The organism is Bradyrhizobium sp. CCBAU 51627 (genome assembly GCF_028128765.1).
GTDB lineage: Bacteria > Pseudomonadota > Alphaproteobacteria > Rhizobiales > Xanthobacteraceae > Bradyrhizobium.
Genome location: NZ_LBJG01000018.1, coordinates 111021 through 125963, shown reverse-complemented (window position 1 = coordinate 125963; position 14943 = coordinate 111021). Strand labels below are relative to the sequence as shown.

The following is a 14943-nucleotide window of genomic DNA, read 5'->3' as shown; positions in this document are numbered from 1 at the left end:
CGCCGTACCGCTCCCTTGAAGAAGCCCTTGCTCGCCTTTCTGTTCCTCGTCTTCGCACCGCTCGCCGCATCTGCCGCGAGATATTGGTGGCTGGCCGATGGCCGCGGCAATTGGCAGACGGCCGACCGATCGAGCGCCGGCCTGCTGCAGCCCGCGGCGGCTCATCCAGACGGGCCCGGTCCGAACTCGAACACCTTCGTGCAGGCCGCACTCGATTCCGTCCCCGAGCTGCGCGCCGTCCTTCCTCCGACGGCAATCGGCAAGGACTTCCCTTATGCGGACAAATGGTTCGGCGTGTCGCCGTCAGGCACGGGGGTCTACGCGTCCCTTGCCGGATTCGTCGGCCTCAAGATCGGCTGGATCGAGGGGCTGGAGATCAACTTCTTCGGCGCAGTCGTCGGGTTCGACATTCGGCGTCCCGCGCTCAAGCTGCCCGGGCTCGGACGCCTCGGAATGCCCGCTGGTGGCGCGTAGCACGAGCGCACGAACGTACTGCTGAACTCGCAGCAACAGGAATTTTGCGCTCACCGTTGTACTGGGTGTCGAACGCGCTGGTTGCCATCCTTCTAGCGCTGGTGCTGTACATCGCCCACATTCACAATCAATCGCCAGTTCCAGTTTTCCTTTGGTTCGCCGCCCTTGTGATCATCGTGGCTTTGCTTTTCCTCCGGCGCACGTTGAAATGGCGCTACCCCGTATAGGCAACCAATAGGACCGACTTGAGCACCCCTCCCAGCTCCGCAGCATTTGACAGCCTTCAGCTTCGCCTCTGGCTGGCGACCCTTTCGGCCGGCGATCTGTCCGTCAATGAAGGCGCTGCGGCTTGTCCTGGAGGCACGATGATAACGTCAGTGGGCAGCGCCAACGATGCTCTGTGGTCGCAGATGGAGTATGTAGGTTGGATACAGCGGATCACGGCGGACGCGCTGTCCATACCGGGCGTAACAAGCGCCTACACGCTAACCGAGACCGGTGCCCGTGCCGTGGCGAGGGCGCTTGCTGAACTCGTCTCCTGGAATGCCCAGATATTGGAACTATTCAACCGCTTCGACCTGCACAACGCGCCAGAGCACATGCGACAGTTGTGCAGCCTGCACGGCCGATTAACTCTTCGAGCAGCGGCTCAACTGGCCATCGCAAAGGAGGTGAAGCCCAGCTCCGAGGAAGCTCAAGCTCGGCAACGTGACTGCATCCTCGCTCTTGACGAGGTAAGCAAGGGTGTCCTGACGGCCGGGCAATATATCGTTGAAGCCATTGCGTTAGGCCCCGAGAGCGATGCTGGACGGGATCGCTTAGAGCGGGTCAATAAAGGCCTGCGGTATGCCGAGCAGTGCCTGACTGAGTGGGCGACTGAGATGCGCATTAAGCAATCCGGACGGCCCTCCTGAGTTACGGCAGCGGAGACGCGGACAGGCTGACCAAGGTCCGCTGTGGGTCATAGGCTGCCCTCAGCCAGCTAGACGGAGGTCAGCTCATACTGTGTAAGCAGACATTGCGGCGGTCTGCGCTCTGCCCGATACCCCGTCGTACGCAGGTATTTAGGAAGTCCTTCGGTCTGGGTTGGGGACCCATTCCTCCGCGGTTGAGTCCCAATGATGGGTGTCGTCGAAATGCTTCCAGAGTGGCTGCTTTGGCTTCCTTTCGCCGTTCTGCCGGTTTGCCTGTGTGCGGACGACAAGCGCCACAGCCATCATTACCCATTCGCGAGCGCTATATCGGGAGTTCCATTTGATTGCTGCGAACATTGGAGGCCTCCGTCGACGTAAGAACCTTTCGTCATATTAGCGCGCGCCACGAGCGAACGGATGTAAGCTACTTCACAGGCATCTTCGACAGAGTCGAGGTCGATCCCGGCGTGGCGAACGCGAGCAAATCATCGGCTTGCCCTTTCCGTTAAGCCTCAAGGGCAGGGTCAGCGGCCTTGGGCGGGGATTCATCGTAAGGGAGCTGCAGGCGAGCCAAAAAGCCAGTCCACCTTCCATTGCAGAGGAGCAGATCGAAGCCGACAACCCGCTGGCGCGCGGGCGAGCGTCGGTTTGCTTGGCCCGGCACCTGCAAGTGTCCTTTCCGCCGCAAGATGGAATGGGCCAGGAATAGAAGCGGCAAGCCCTGCAACAATGGGCTCGCCCAACGATGCCGCTACCATCGTGATTGTCATCAAAGATACGGCGACTACAAGCACATCGATCACAATGCGCTTCGAAAAGTGTTTCGTCATGAGTTGAGCCCTCACAGCCGAGATGAAGTACTGCGCAGTGACAATCCTAGTTCGTACGCAAATGGGTGCCCGAGCATCGCCGCTTGTTCGTTATTGCGGCCGCGGCCGCTTCAATTCGGCGCGCCGCAGCAGCTGATTTCGTGCTGCGTGTCCGTCCTCCCAACGCTACCTGATCAATCGGACCATAATCCGATTGTGGGACTTGCGGAGTTTGACGCGCGATCAGAAGCTGTTGCCGCATTTCAGCGAGGCGGGCGCGGCAGTATTCGCGATAGAGCAGGTCGAATATGGCGGGCATGATTGCCCCGTCGTTTGAAAATGATCGTAGAATTTCCACTACCGAATTTTCGGATGACCTTGGCCCGTTGATCGCTGCCCGATGTGAGCCCATTCACAGCTTATGTTTGAGCGTCGACATGGTGCGATTGGCTGACTTGGAATGTCGGCACAAAAAAGAACAGGGCTGGTTACCTAAATTACATTGTAACAGCGTTCTGTTTCAGCAAAATTTCGTCAGACAACTTAGGAGCGCTACTCCGCGGATAAATATCCAACCACAGCGCGAAACGACTTACCACAGGATGCAAGCACCGTTGGCTGCAACGCCGCCAGTTACCCACCCGATCGATGCAAGAATGGATCGACCGACGCAGCTAGTCGGTCCGCCACTTGCATCGTCGGCGTGGACTGCATTTGGGTAGGCGGCGCGCCGAGAAAATTGACGGCCAGCCCGGTACCAGCGGCAAGAAAAGCTATCACAATCGCGGAGAGATATTCGATCCTCATGGCGATGATCCTCCATCGCTGACGACAAGACAATTGTATTCGCTGAAAATTAGTTCCGACGCAGGCAGTCCATCGTTGCGGGGAACGGCGAAAAACTCTGGTCGGAATCTAAGGCATCCTCCCGGCTACACCGCCATACGCAGGTCAAAACATCCCGATCGAGGCGAAAAGCGCAACCTCGATCAGGACAGTCAGGCCCATGATGACGACGGTGAGAATTACTTCGCCCGGCGGCAGAGAGAGCATAGCGCGCCTCGCAGATTGCGAAGCCCCGGCGCCCAATGGTCAACCTGCCGAAGTTGGGAATGTTTCAGGTTCCAAGCGCTCGTCAGACACAAGATGCCTAACGCATTTCGAGTTCCTTGATCGCCTGAGCCGAAATCTCCGCGGCGTCTTCGATGCCAGTCTGCGCGATCTTGATTATTTTCTTGGCGATCATTTCCGTGGGGGGCATCGCGATCTTTGACGCAGAGAGTCCGCAGCGCTTGCTCGTAAGCCGCGATGATGCGGCTGACCTCCTTCGGTCCCATGTCGTGGGTTTGTAATTGTAGGTAGATCGACATTTCCTCACCCCTCCAAGCCGAATGATGAGAAAGGGGAACTCTATCACGGGAATCCACTCAAGGTCGTTCAAACTACGCTTGTTTTGGCAACTCTACCCGGATCAAGGTCGGTATGCTGCGCGTTAGGACTGCGTCGGCAGGATAGGCGGTGCGCTGCAAAGAGGCGGCGCCGATTGTGCCAGCCATGATGGACTCCATTCCAACCCGCGCCCATGATCGGTCACCCGATATTGCCCCGGAGCATCGCCGGGCGATCTGCAACGAGATTGGTGAGCAACTTCGCGGCTCCCTCACGGACGATCTCACCCCCGCTACCATCGCATCTGGAAGCTATGGTGGAGCGGCTGACCGAATTGGACGGCGGCGTACCGTCGATCGCGCCGGATCGCCAGGACGATGCGTCACCCCGGCCACTCTGGAATTTTGTGTCGGCGCTTTGGCGCCTTCTCCGAAGCGGACCTTGAGGCGCTGTTTACCTGCACAACTGTGGGCGCCACGAAGATCGCCTAGCGCCCCGAGCCAAACAAACGGTCACGCGCCGGGGCGCAGCCAGCGGTCCCGCCTGCGGCTGCGACGATCCATTAAGAAACACCCTCTGGCTCATCGCTGGACTTCGGCCGGAAACGGCCCTCCTGAGCTTGGAACGAAGGCCTGCGTTTCGAAGCCTAAAGTTGGTCGTTGCAATCGCCGGCTAAATGGCAACAAAGCCATGACAGGGACGTGGCGATTTGAGTATCTTGTGGGCGTCACAAGCAGTCATGCTCTGGTCAAGCATGGGATTTCTGCTCGACACCGAAAGCTGACATTGGCGCATTTATGAGAACACGCCCTGGCGGACGAAGCCGTAGCCGGCGCGCCGACTTGACCTGAATCAATTATCGCAGGGATCGCGATCACTACGATCGCAACAACGATAAATGATAAATCAGGGAAGGGAGTCCTCCGTGGGAGAGATCGTGCTGGCCGCCAAGATCGCGCACGTCCCTTCGATCATGATTTCCGAACGGGAAGGTCCCCTGAAGGGGAAGCGCGTTGCCGCGATTGCGGCACTGCGCGAGATCGGCAAGCGGGCGCGCGAGCGAGGCGCCGACACATTCCTGGTGTTCGACGCGCACTGGATCTCGAACTTCGGCTGTCACATGAACGCCAATGCGCGTCATCGCGGCGTCTACACCAGCCATGAAGCTCCCCACATGATTCAGAACATGGCGTACGACTATCCGGGCGATCCCGAGCTTGGCGATGCCATTGCGGCAGAGGCCGCCAAGGACGGCCTTCAGGTGTTGGCACACAAGGTCGAGACCTTGCAGCTCGAATACGGCACCATCGTGCCGATGCACTACATGAATGAACGCGGCTGGGCTCGCGTCCTGTCGGTCGCCGCGCCGATCTTCGCCACCGTCGAGGAGAACCGCAAATTCGGGGCCGCTTGTGCCAGGGCCATCGCGGCGTCCGGTCGCAAGGTCGCCGTGCTCGCGTCCGGCTCGATGTCGCACAAGCTCGTATCCAACGAGCAGGTCGGCGACGGACAGTGGGAACAGGTTGGCAGCGAATTCAACCGGCAGATGGACCTGCGCGTTCTCGACCTCTGGAAGGAGCGGCGCTACGCCGAATTCGTCCGCATGCTTCCGGAGTATTCGACCAAGTGCAACGGCGAGGCATTGATGGCGGACACGCACATGATGTTCGGGCTGCTGGGATGGGACGGCTACAAGGGGGAAACCGAACTGCTGTGCCCCTACTTCCCGTCGTCAGGCAGCGGCCAGATCATTGCCGAACACCATCTCTGAAACAGCATCTCTGAAACAGCTTCACGGAAGCTCCCAACTAGCGGCGACGTGCGACCCAGCGCCCGAGGAGAAACGCGACGAGGAGCGCCGTCAATGGTGCCCTGACCGTCAGCTCCCGCAACTGATCGGCCCAACGCGTAGCGGCATCCCCGGTGTCCCGCCTCCGAGGGGAAGCCTGCTCCAATTTGTCCTCGTCATTCGTCAGCCCGGAGGCTTCCGTCATCGCCGAGGCCTCTTTCATGTCCATGCGCGTCCTCCATCCTGATGCGGTCAACGGAACAACCGGCTTCATTTCGGATGCCGGTCCGCACCGCGTGGGCGACGATCTCGTAGGGAACCAGTGGTCATTGAGACGGCTATGGCGCCGGCATTCACGTGACTTATATGACCCAGCGAACATCCCGCCGTACCGCTCCCTTGAAGAAGCCCTTGCTCGTCTTTCTGTTCCTCGTCTTCGCACCGCTCGCCGCATCTGCCGCGAGATATTGGTGGCTGGCCGATGGCCGCGGCAATTGGCAGACGGCCGACCGCTCGAGCGCCGGCCTGCTGCAGCCCGCGGCGGCTCATCCAGACGCCGTCATCCGGGTGTTTGCGGCACGCACGGTGAGATGGCGCGGCATCTTCGCCGTTCACAGCTGGATCGTGGTCAAGGAGAAGAATGCGTCGGCCTACACGCGATATGATTACACGGCGCGGGGCGACCCGATCCGCACCAACGGCTGAGCGGCCGTGTTCCGTCTGTCATGACAAGTTGCTAGCGTCGCATCCGGGTCGATCAACGCGAAAGGACAATCCATGGAATTGAAAGCCGGCGATATCGTCATGCTGAAATCGGGCGGCCAGCCGCTGACCGTTGCCGAGGTCAAGGGCGAGGACGTGCTCTGCGTCTGGATGGGCATGGAAGGCGATCTCTTCCGCGAGACGCTGCCACTCGCCACCCTCGTCCAGGTGGAAGAAGAGGAGGATGAGGACGATGAAGACGAGGAAGAAGACGAGGACGACGACTAGATCACCTCGAAGTCCGTATCCCGTTCGCTTGATGGCAGCGCCCGCCTCCGTGGCGAGAGATGTCAGGTTCTAGACCGACGAGTGCGCACCAGCAGCGCTCTCGCCTGGAGCGCGATGAGATCAGGATGGATCGTCATCGCGCTCGAGATTGTCGTTTGATCATGAACTCCGCGCAAGCGGTCCGCATTTTGTCGCGACAGCCGCTTTTCGCTTTTCCGGATCGTGCGCTAGAAGTAGCCGGGCTGACTGATGTCGGCGATCAGGCCAATCCCGGCGGGCGTCCAGCCCAAGCGCTGCTGCGTCAACGCGCCGGAGGCCGGCATGTCCAAACCAGCGAAAATCGCCAGCGGCCCGTAGAAATCGCCTGCCTCCTCTTTCTTGATCGAGACGACCGGCACGTTCAAGGCGCGACCAATCACTTCGATGACCTGGCGCATGGGGACACCCTCTTCGCCGACGGCGTGGTAGACCGCGTCTGCCGTGCCCTTCTCCAACGCAAGCCGATACAGGCGGGCGACATCCTGCCGGTGCGCCGCAGCCCAGCGTTCGGTGCCTTCGCCGACATAGGCGGCGGCGCCTTTCTTGCGCGCCAGTTCGACCAGATAGGAGATCAAGCCGGCCCTTCCGGGAGCGCCGTGAACTTGCGGCAAGCGCATCGCCATCGCGCGCACACCGCGCGTGGCGTAGGCAAGGCCAGCCTGCTCGGATACGCGCGGGACATGCGGGCTGGAGTCGCGCCGCATGTCCTCGGTGACCACGACGTTGGGCGCGACAAGGCCCGTTCCGGAGGTGACAATGAAGGGCTTGTTCGTGCCGACCAGGACCTCGCCCATGGCCTCGATGGCTGCCTTGTCGATCGCACCATTCTCCGCGAATTTCGCGAAATCATGGATGAAGGCCAGATGGATCACGCCGTCCGAATCCCTTGCTCCGCTCCTCAGGCTATCGAGGTCCTGCAGCGAGCCGCGACGAACTTCCGCGCCCAGTTTTTCGAGCGTTCGGACGTTGTCATCCGAGCGCGCGAGGCCGACGACCTGATGGCCGTTTGCAATGAGTTCCTTGGTGGTTTCAGTGCCGATGAATCCAGCTGCACCGGTGACGAAGACGCGCATGAGGGCCAACTCCCTGTTCAAGATGGAGGGATATTGGTAAGTTGTTCATTCGGGTAAAGTAGTGAGATTATACAGGTATAAGCGCTAACAGGATGACGGACGCCAATCCGCTTGGGGCTTACTTGAGGGATCGCCGCGCCAAGCTCGATCCCACGTCGTTCGGGCTGCCGCTGAAGCGGCGGCGAACGCCGGGACTTCGGCGCGAAGAAGTGGCTCAGCGCGCGAATGTGAGTGCGACCTGGTACACTTGGCTCGAGCAGGGGCGCGGCGGTGCGCCCTCCGCCGATGTGCTGGATCGCATTGCTCGCGCCATGATGCTGACCGACGTCGAGCGTGAACATCTTTTCCTGCTCGGCCTGGGCCGGCCGCCAGAGGTCCGATATCAAGCGCCCGACGGCATCTCGCCCCGCCTGCAGCGCGTGCTCGACATACTGGACTGCAGCCCTGCCTTCATCCGCACCGCGACGTGGGATGTGATCGCCTGGAACGCGGCCGCCGCGGCGATCCTCACTGACTACAGCACGCTGCCGGAAGGGCAACGCAATGTCCTGCGACTGATTTTCCGCGACAGCCGCATACGGGCAGCGCAGCCCAACTGGCAAAGCGTTGCGCGCTATGTGGTGGCGTCTTTCCGCGCCGACGTGGCGCGCGCGGGCGCGGCCCGCAACGTGCAATCGCTGGTGGATGAGCTCTGCGCGACAAGCGCCGAATTCGCCGCGATGTGGCGCGACAACGACGTGCAAGGCCATGGCGAGAACGTGAAGGTCCTGCACCATCCCATCGCCGGGCCGCTCTCGATGGAGTTTTCGACCTTCGCCGTTGACGGTCGCCCCGACCTCAACATGGTGATCTACAACCCTGCAACGCCCGCGGATGCGGACAAGATCCGCGCGCTGCTGAAGCCCTCTGCTGATGCGCCCGGTCGCAGTCGCGACGAAGCATCCACGGTATGTTGGCAGGCTGACAAGAAGATCTCGTAAGCGTCGCGGCAACTTCCGGCCACCTTAAGCCAAAACCAGTTCCGACCCGAACAGACCTGCGGAATCGTGGTGGTCGATCTTTTCACTGGTCGAGGGCTGCAGCGAGGTGTACTCTTGCTTTGTGCCCGCGCACCCTTGATCCCTTGATCGGGTCGCGCCTCTGATGCCGCCAGTCGCTTCCAAAGCGCTCCGGCCCGCGTCCATCCCTAAAATTCAATATCACCTGACCGGCTTGACGGAGAATCGACCATGGCCGACGCCCAATGCCTTTGCGGTGCTCTCAAGCTCGAGGTGCGAGATCAGTCAAAGCTGGTGGTCGCGTGCCATTGTTGCGCTTGCCAGAGACGGACCGGCGCTCCATTCAGCGTCGGCGCGTTCTACGCGATCGACGCTGTCGAGATTTCCGGTGCGGCTACGGAGTTCGTCCGCGTTGGCGACAGTGGCCGCAAGGTGCGCACTTATTTTTGTCCAACGTGCGGTTCGACAGTCTACTGGAAGCCCGATGCGCTGCCATCGATGATCGGCGTTGCCGTTGGTGCGTTGGCCGCCCCTGACTTCCCAGCCCCGGCGTTATCGGTATTCGAGCAGTCGAAACATCATTGGGTGCATCTGGAGGGGGAGATCGAACACTTTCACGAAGGCGCGATGCGAAAATATTCGCCCGACCTAACGCGAGGGGCCGGGTCTCGCTGACCGGTCCGGAAGACCGCGAGCGGCCGCCGCGAATGGACACAGCCAAGCCCCCGGAGCATGCAGCATGGACGTGAACGTAATGGGACCCGTCAGTCCAGCGGCACGTTCAGGCTGGTCCCTTTGACGATGATGCCGCCACGGTTACCGATCTCGATCGAGCCATAGCGCTGCTTGAAGCAATCGGGTAGCGGCCGGTCGCCTGCCATGCTGGGCCAGAGGCGCAGCAAATGACGGTTCCGGCTTGCATCGGGCCAATCGCGGAATCCGGTCCGGTCGTGCAGCAGCGCATGATTGTGGACGAACTGCATGTCTCCAGGCTGAAGCCGCATGCTGAAATGCAGATTGGGGTCATTTGCGAGCGCGTCGAAGAGATCGAGCGCCTCGACGTGATCAGGCGTCAGTCTCGGCGCATCAGGAAAGCGCTGCGCGCTGTCGATATATTGGCGCTGATAGAACCCGGTGAGGAAGCCCGCATGCCAATTCAATACTGGAATTTCGAGGTAGGGCTTTTCGTTTTCCGGCACCTCGCCGCGCCGGTCGGTGGCGATCGGTTCGAACAGGAGGGCCGCAAGGTCGGGACGTCTTGCGACCATCTCGTTGTAGATGGTCGACGTGCTGACGAGGAGCGAATCCCCTCCCTCCATCGCCTCGCGAATGCATAACAGTCCGACCACGTCGGACGAATCCGTGTGAAATGTCTGCCGTTCGGAGGTTTGATAGATACGTGTGTTCCTGCCGTAATTCCAAGCCGCGCCAAAGAAGCCTTCATTACGGAACCCGCTCAATTAAAGAGCCAAGCTGATCGCAGAAAATCATTGCCGGACGAGTTAACGGCCCAAGTCAAAATGACCAGATCTTCGATTCCCGCGCCGCGACCGCGAATGACTAAGGGGAAAGCCGATGCTGACAGAATCTGGCAGCAGCGTGTGATAAGAGCCGGCATGTCGCGCGCTCAACGCCTTCTTGATGTGATCCAGCTCCTGCGCAGGCATCGGCGGCCCGTCGCGGCAGGCCGGCTGGCCGAGGAACTCGGTGTCTCGCTGCGGACGATCTATCGGGATATCGAGACACTGAAGGGCCAAGGGGCCCATATCGATGGTGAGGCCGGCATCGGCTATGTGCTGCGGCCGGGGTTCATGCTGCCGCCTTTGATGTTCTCGGAAGAGGAGATCGAAGCCCTGGTGCTGGGCGGCCGATGGGTCGCCACACAGCCGGATGAGCCGCTCGGAAAGGCGGCTCGAAACGCGCTCGCGAAGATCGCGGCCGTGCTGCCGGACGATCTGCAGCGGACGCTGGAAACATCGAGCCTGATGGTCGCTCGCCGTGATCCGGCGGCAGGCGATACCGAATTGCCGATCATTCGGGCCGCCATCCGCACGGAACGCAAATTGCGCATCACCTATTGCGACGAACGGGACAACCGCACCCATCGCACGATCTGGCCGATCGCGCTCGGGTTTTTCGATTCTGTACGCATGGTGGCCGCCTGGTGCGAGAGCCGCGGCGACTACCGCCATTTCCGCACCGACCGGATCCTGTCGATCACGCTCACGGAGCGGCGCTATCCACGACGCTGCACCGACTTGCTGCGGGAGTGGAAGCAGCTGGAGGGCATGAGCGAGTCCTGACCATGCTGACAGAAACTGTCAGCACCGTCCTGTAAGCCTCGTCCATCGCCAAGCTGAACAGGAGATGCAAATGGCCGATTTCAACCTCGTGGTGCTCTATGTCGACGACGCGCAAGCGAGCTCCACCTTCTATCAGACGCTGCTGGAGCGCCCCGTCGCGCAATCATCTCCCAAGTTCGTGGTGCTTCCGCTCGGGAACGGCACCATGCTGGGCCTGTGGCAGCGGGACGCCGTCGTGCCTCCTTCTGCTTCGGCGGCCGGCAGCAGCGAGATCTCATGGACGGCGCCAGACGCGGAGGCGGTACGCGCGACCTTTGAAACCTGGACGAACCGTGGCGTGCGGATCGCGCAGCCTCCAACCGCGATGCCGTTCGGACACACCTTTGTTGCGCTCGATCCCGACGGTCATCGCCTGCGCGTCCTGGCGCCTGCCGCGTAGAGGCCGCCGTCATCTAACCAACGAGCTGCTTCGCCGCCGCCGAGATCATCACCAGCCCACCGGTGATCACGGCGACGTCGAGGATCGCGGCGTGGATATGCACCGGCATCCTCTCGACGAAGGCTTTTGCCAGGAACGCGCCGGGGATGGCGATGCCGCCGATCAGTAGCGCGAAGGCGAGCACCTGTGCGGTGACGGCGCCAGCGAGGCCGAACACCGAGATCTTGATGAGGCCGGTGCCGAGCGAGATCATCGCGTCGGTCGCGATCACGGCGGCGCCTTCGAGGCCCGCCGCCATCAGCAGCGAGAGCAGGATCACGCCCGAGCCCGACGTGCCGCCGACCAGAACGCCGTAGCCGACGGATCCGGCCGCAAGGCCGGTGTTGCCGATCTTGACCTCACGCCGACGCAGGACGCGTCGCAGCGGCACGCTCAGGATCAGCATGGCACCGATCACGATCGCCGCGCCGGCATTGGTGAGGCGCGTGTAGCCGTAGGCGCCGAGCGCAGTCGTCAGCGCGGCGCAGGCGAGCACGATTGCTGCGCGGCGGCGGTCGGCGTAACGGAGATAAGCAACGGCGCGGCTGGAATTGGTGAAGAGCGCTGAGATCGCGATGATCGGCACCACCGGCTCGGCGCCGACCAGCGGCACCAGCACCAGGGGCATCAGGGCGCCGGTGCCGTAGCCGGCAAGACCACCGATGATCGAAGCTAACAACGCCATCATCGCGACCAGCAGCAGCCGGAAAATCGAGATGTCGGCGAAGCCTGAGACGATGGTCAATTCTTCTCGCGAGTGGCGCGTGCTGTTGCTTGATCGGCGATGGCGGCGAGTGCGGTTTCCTCTAGTGGAAAATCCGCCGCAAGCCAAGCGTCCTCGGCCAGTGTCAACACATGTCCGAGTGCAGGTCCTTCCGTCAGGCCGCGCGCGATGAAGTCGGCGGCCTTCAGCGGAAATTTCGGCGCAGTCCAGCGCTGCGGCAACTCGGCGAGCGCACGCCAGCGCGAGGCGCTGATATCGCCGCCGGCTCGCGCCCAGGCCAGCAACACGCGATCGTGATAGCGCTCGGGACCGAGCCGATACACCAGCCGCCGCGCATTGGCCTCGTCCCTGGCGGCCAGCCGCCACCAGCGATGGCCCATCGAATCCAGCGCCTTGGCTTCCGCATTGGAAAGCCGGAGCCGCGCGGCGACGCGCTTGGCGTCTTCGGTGACGGCCACCGTCAGCGCGGCGAGGCGCCGCGTGCTGCTCGCCGGCAGATCGAGCGCGCGCTCGATCGCGATCATCGCATTCAGCGGCCCGGTATAGGCGACGCCGCCGATGAGGGCTTGCAGCAGGCCGGCCTCGGCCATCGCAAGCGCGGCGGCGGATGCACCTGATGCCACCAGCAGCTTCAGCATCTCCATGCGCACGCGCTCGGCCGAAAGGGTCGCAAGGCCGGCGCGGCCGCGGATGCAGGCGAGATAGCCGTCGCGATCAGGCTCGCCGGCACCGAAGGCGGCATGGATGCGGAAGAAACGCAGGATGCGCAAGTAATCCTCGGCGATGCGCTGGTCGGGATCGCCGATGAAGCGCACGCGCCGCGCCTTGGCATCGGCGATGCCGCCGACATAGTCGTAGACCACGCCGTTCGCATCGACCGACAGGCCGTTCATGGTGAAGTCGCGCCGCTCGGCGTCCTTGACCCAGTCGCGGCCGAAGGCGACCTTCGCCTTGCGGCCGAAGGTCTCGGTGTCCTCGCGCAGCGTCGTGACTTCGTAAGGCGCACCATCGATCACCAGGGTGATGGTGCCGTGGTCGATGCCGGTCGGCACGCTCTTGATGCCCGCCGCTTTGGCACGCCGCACCACCTCGTCCGGCAGCGCCGTGGTCGCGATGTCCAGGTCACCAGGCGTCAGGCCGAGCAGCGCGTTGCGGACGGTGCCGCCGACGACGCGCGCTTCCTCGCCACCTGCGTTGAGCAATTGCAGGACGCGCGCCGTGCCACCTGCGGTCAGCCAGGGCGCACCGGCAAGAATGGGGGCAAGTATCGGCTCCGCGCTCATCGTCCGGCTCTTATCCTTCCATTCAGCTGTCCCTGCCCGGCACGAGCTTGCCGTTCTCGATATGGGCGGGAATGTAGGTCGAATTCGGCGCGGCGCCGGAGAAATGCGCAAGGCCAATCAGCCCGCCGATCACGAGCACGAGCGCCACCAGGATCAGGCGCGCGACGACGGTGATCGGCCAGGACGATTGCACGAACAGGCCGGAGCGCGTGGCGGCGAGGAACAGCGCATAGACGGCAAAGGGAATGAGGAAGATTCCGATCTCGGTCAGAACCGGCCGGATCATGATGAATAGATCCGCTCATACAACACACGCAGCATCCCGGCCGTAGCCCCCCAGATGTAACGCTCCGCGAACGGCATGGCATAATAAAACCGCTCCATGCCGCGGAATTCCTTGCTGTGCACCTGGTGGTTCACCGGATTCATCAGGAAGGATAGCGGCACTTCGAATGCGTCATCAACCTCGGAATGATTGATCGTGAGCTGAAAACCCGGCCGCACCCTCGCCACCGTCGGCAGGATGCGGAAGCCGAACGCCGTGCCGTAGAGATCGAGATAGCCGATCGGCTCGACGAAATCTCTTGATAGCCCGACCTCTTCCTCGGCCTCGCGCAATGCGGCGTCAAGCGGCGAGGAATCGGTCGCATCGATCTTGCCGCCGGGAAAGGCGATCTGGCCGGCGTGATCGTTGAGATGCGCCGAGCGCTGCGTCAGGAGGATGGTCGGCTCGGGATGATCGACCACCGCGATCAGGACCGCGGCGGGGCGCACCGGCTGCTCGCGCGCGACGATCTCGAGCATCTTGTCGGTGCCGGGGTCGCCGGACGCCGGAATGATGTTGGGATCGTAGAGGCCGGGCGGAACATCGAAGCCGAGCCTCGCCTTCGAGCGGGCGAAGAAATCCGCGGCCCCCATGGCGGCCGGCTCGCTCGTCGGGATGGGCTTGTTCAAATTCAAAGTGCGGCCCTCACCTGCTCCGCGTCGGCCATGGCGAAGAATTCGCCTGATGATTCGACGCCGAACATCGGCTGGCCATCGACCATCCGCTCCTCGCCCATGTCAACCAGATCGTAATAGAGCGCGCGGGTAACCTTGGCCCAGAGGTCGGCGCGGACATGCAGATACGGCGTCAGGCCACCGTCCGCCGCCTGCTCGAAGCGCAGCCGGTGCGCGGCATCGCAGGTGACCCAGTCGCCGACATTGGTACGGAAGCTCAGTACGCGCCGGTTGTCCTCGCCGTGCTTTTGCATCTCGACCGCCATGAACGGCGCATCGTCGACGCGGATGCCGACCTTCTCCACCGGCGTGACGAGGAAGTGCTTGTCGCCTTCGCGCTTGAGGATGGTCGAAAACAGGCGCACGAGCGCGTGACGCCCGATTGGCGTGCCCATGTAGAACCAAGTACCGTCGGAGGCGATTCGGATGTCGAGATCGCCGCAGAACGGCGGATTCCACAGATGCACTGGAGGCAGGCCCTTTTTGGCGCCTTCGGCCTTGGCGGCACTCTGGGCGGCGGCAGTCAGCCCTTCAAGACCGCGATCGGCGCTCTGCCCTTGGTTCGCCATGGTTTGCCCTGACTTTGTCATTTGGCACGATTGGTGCAGGTCTACGTTGTACGTAACTATCCGGTTCCACCCCGGGCAAGTCCGGTGTGGAGGTCTCCACTTCGTGATGCCG

At 62.2% G+C, this 14943-nt stretch carries 18 protein-coding genes and 1 pseudogene; 10 read left to right on the top strand and 9 right to left on the bottom strand.

The features are described from left to right. Positions 1 to 27: 27 nt before the first annotated feature. The 3 genes from XH88_RS09735 (at position 28) to XH88_RS09730 (ending at position 1388) form a co-directional block, all read left to right on the top strand. A complete protein-coding gene (locus XH88_RS09735; protein ID WP_271615194.1) occupies positions 28 to 474 on the top strand; it encodes a DUF3750 domain-containing protein in 447 nt (148 codons plus the stop codon). Positions 475 to 874: 400 nt separating this feature from the next. Continuing rightward, complete coding sequence (locus tag XH88_RS39195; protein WP_442868428.1) at positions 875 to 1003, top strand: hypothetical protein; 129 nt, start codon at positions 875 to 877, stop codon at positions 1001 to 1003. Beyond that, a complete protein-coding gene (locus XH88_RS09730) occupies positions 984 to 1388 on the top strand; it encodes a hypothetical protein (protein WP_442868427.1) in 405 nt (134 codons plus the stop codon). The genes XH88_RS39195 and XH88_RS09730 overlap by 20 nt, the downstream gene beginning before the upstream one ends. A gap of 1442 nt (positions 1389 to 2830) precedes the next feature. On the opposite strand, the gene XH88_RS09725 is transcribed toward XH88_RS09730, so the two are convergent. Beyond that, positions 2831 to 3004: a hypothetical protein gene (locus XH88_RS09725; protein ID WP_271615168.1), complete on the bottom strand. Its 174-nt coding sequence runs from the start codon at positions 3002 to 3004 to the stop codon at positions 2831 to 2833. Positions 3005 to 4511: 1507 nt separating this feature from the next. On the opposite strand from XH88_RS09725, the gene hpaD reads away from it, so the two are divergent. Further along, positions 4512 to 5357 carry a 3,4-dihydroxyphenylacetate 2,3-dioxygenase gene (gene hpaD / locus XH88_RS09720; RefSeq protein WP_271615167.1) on the top strand — a complete coding sequence of 282 codons (846 nt, stop codon included), beginning with the start codon at positions 4512 to 4514 and terminating at the stop codon, positions 5355 to 5357. A gap of 37 nt (positions 5358 to 5394) precedes the next feature. Here hpaD and XH88_RS09715 read toward each other — a convergent pair whose 3' ends face one another. After that, a complete protein-coding gene (locus XH88_RS09715) occupies positions 5395 to 5604 on the bottom strand; it encodes a hypothetical protein (protein WP_271615166.1) in 210 nt (69 codons plus the stop codon). 182 nt (positions 5605 to 5786) lie between these two features. Here XH88_RS09715 and XH88_RS09710 point away from each other — a divergent pair. Together XH88_RS09710 and XH88_RS09705 are read left to right on the top strand one after the other, a co-directional pair. Next, a pseudogene (locus tag XH88_RS09710) lies at positions 5787 to 6077 on the top strand (DUF3750 domain-containing protein); the annotation flags it as partial. Between the two features lie 75 nt (positions 6078 to 6152). Next, positions 6153 to 6365, top strand: coding sequence for a YodC family protein (locus tag XH88_RS09705; RefSeq protein ID WP_271615165.1), 213 nt, complete (start codon positions 6153 to 6155; stop codon positions 6363 to 6365). A gap of 227 nt (positions 6366 to 6592) precedes the next feature. Here the strand turns inward: XH88_RS09705 and XH88_RS09700 are convergent, their stop codons facing one another. Continuing rightward, positions 6593 to 7477: an SDR family oxidoreductase gene (locus XH88_RS09700; protein WP_271615164.1), complete on the bottom strand. Its 885-nt coding sequence runs from the start codon at positions 7475 to 7477 to the stop codon at positions 6593 to 6595. 92 nt (positions 7478 to 7569) lie between these two features. Between XH88_RS09700 and XH88_RS09695 the strand changes: the two genes are divergently transcribed. Continuing rightward, entirely contained in the window at positions 7570 to 8457 is an 888-nt protein-coding gene (locus tag XH88_RS09695) for a helix-turn-helix transcriptional regulator (protein WP_271615163.1), read from the top strand. A 249-nt stretch (positions 8458 to 8706) separates the two neighbouring features. Then, the gene (locus XH88_RS09690; RefSeq protein ID WP_271615162.1) at positions 8707 to 9150 is read left to right on the top strand and encodes a GFA family protein; all 444 of its coding nucleotides are present in this window, start codon (positions 8707 to 8709) and stop codon (positions 9148 to 9150) included. Positions 9151 to 9239: 89 nt separating this feature from the next. On the opposite strand, the gene XH88_RS09685 is transcribed toward XH88_RS09690, so the two are convergent. Continuing rightward, positions 9240 to 9824, bottom strand: coding sequence for a TauD/TfdA family dioxygenase (locus tag XH88_RS09685; RefSeq protein WP_271615161.1), 585 nt, complete (start codon positions 9822 to 9824; stop codon positions 9240 to 9242). 15 nt (positions 9825 to 9839) lie between these two features. Between XH88_RS09685 and XH88_RS09680 the strand changes: the two genes are divergently transcribed. Beyond that, positions 9840 to 10778 carry a helix-turn-helix transcriptional regulator gene (locus tag XH88_RS09680; RefSeq protein WP_333909243.1) on the top strand — a complete coding sequence of 313 codons (939 nt, stop codon included), beginning with the start codon at positions 9840 to 9842 and terminating at the stop codon, positions 10776 to 10778. A 70-nt stretch (positions 10779 to 10848) separates the two neighbouring features. Beyond that, the gene (locus XH88_RS09675; protein WP_271615160.1) at positions 10849 to 11217 is read left to right on the top strand and encodes a VOC family protein; all 369 of its coding nucleotides are present in this window, start codon (positions 10849 to 10851) and stop codon (positions 11215 to 11217) included. Between the two features lie 13 nt (positions 11218 to 11230). Here XH88_RS09675 and XH88_RS09670 read toward each other — a convergent pair whose 3' ends face one another. Genes XH88_RS09670 through XH88_RS09650 form a run of 5 tightly spaced genes read right to left on the bottom strand, consistent with a single transcriptional unit; the run spans position 11231 to position 14831 of the window. Beyond that, complete coding sequence (locus tag XH88_RS09670; protein ID WP_271615159.1) at positions 11231 to 12001, bottom strand: TSUP family transporter; 771 nt, start codon at positions 11999 to 12001, stop codon at positions 11231 to 11233. Continuing rightward, positions 11998 to 13263, bottom strand: coding sequence for a CCA tRNA nucleotidyltransferase (locus XH88_RS09665; RefSeq protein WP_271615158.1), 1266 nt, complete (start codon positions 13261 to 13263; stop codon positions 11998 to 12000). Before XH88_RS09665 ends, XH88_RS09670 begins: the two co-directional genes overlap by 4 nt. 22 nt (positions 13264 to 13285) lie before the next feature. Beyond that, entirely contained in the window at positions 13286 to 13549 is a 264-nt protein-coding gene (locus XH88_RS09660) for a DUF6111 family protein (protein ID WP_271615157.1), read from the bottom strand. Beyond that, positions 13546 to 14217: a CoA pyrophosphatase gene (locus XH88_RS09655; RefSeq protein WP_271615156.1), complete on the bottom strand. Its 672-nt coding sequence runs from the start codon at positions 14215 to 14217 to the stop codon at positions 13546 to 13548. The genes XH88_RS09660 and XH88_RS09655 overlap by 4 nt, the downstream gene beginning before the upstream one ends. A 2-nt stretch (positions 14218 to 14219) precedes the next feature. After that, complete coding sequence (locus XH88_RS09650; protein WP_271615155.1) at positions 14220 to 14831, bottom strand: DUF1285 domain-containing protein; 612 nt, start codon at positions 14829 to 14831, stop codon at positions 14220 to 14222. Positions 14832 to 14943: the final 112 nt, after the last annotated feature.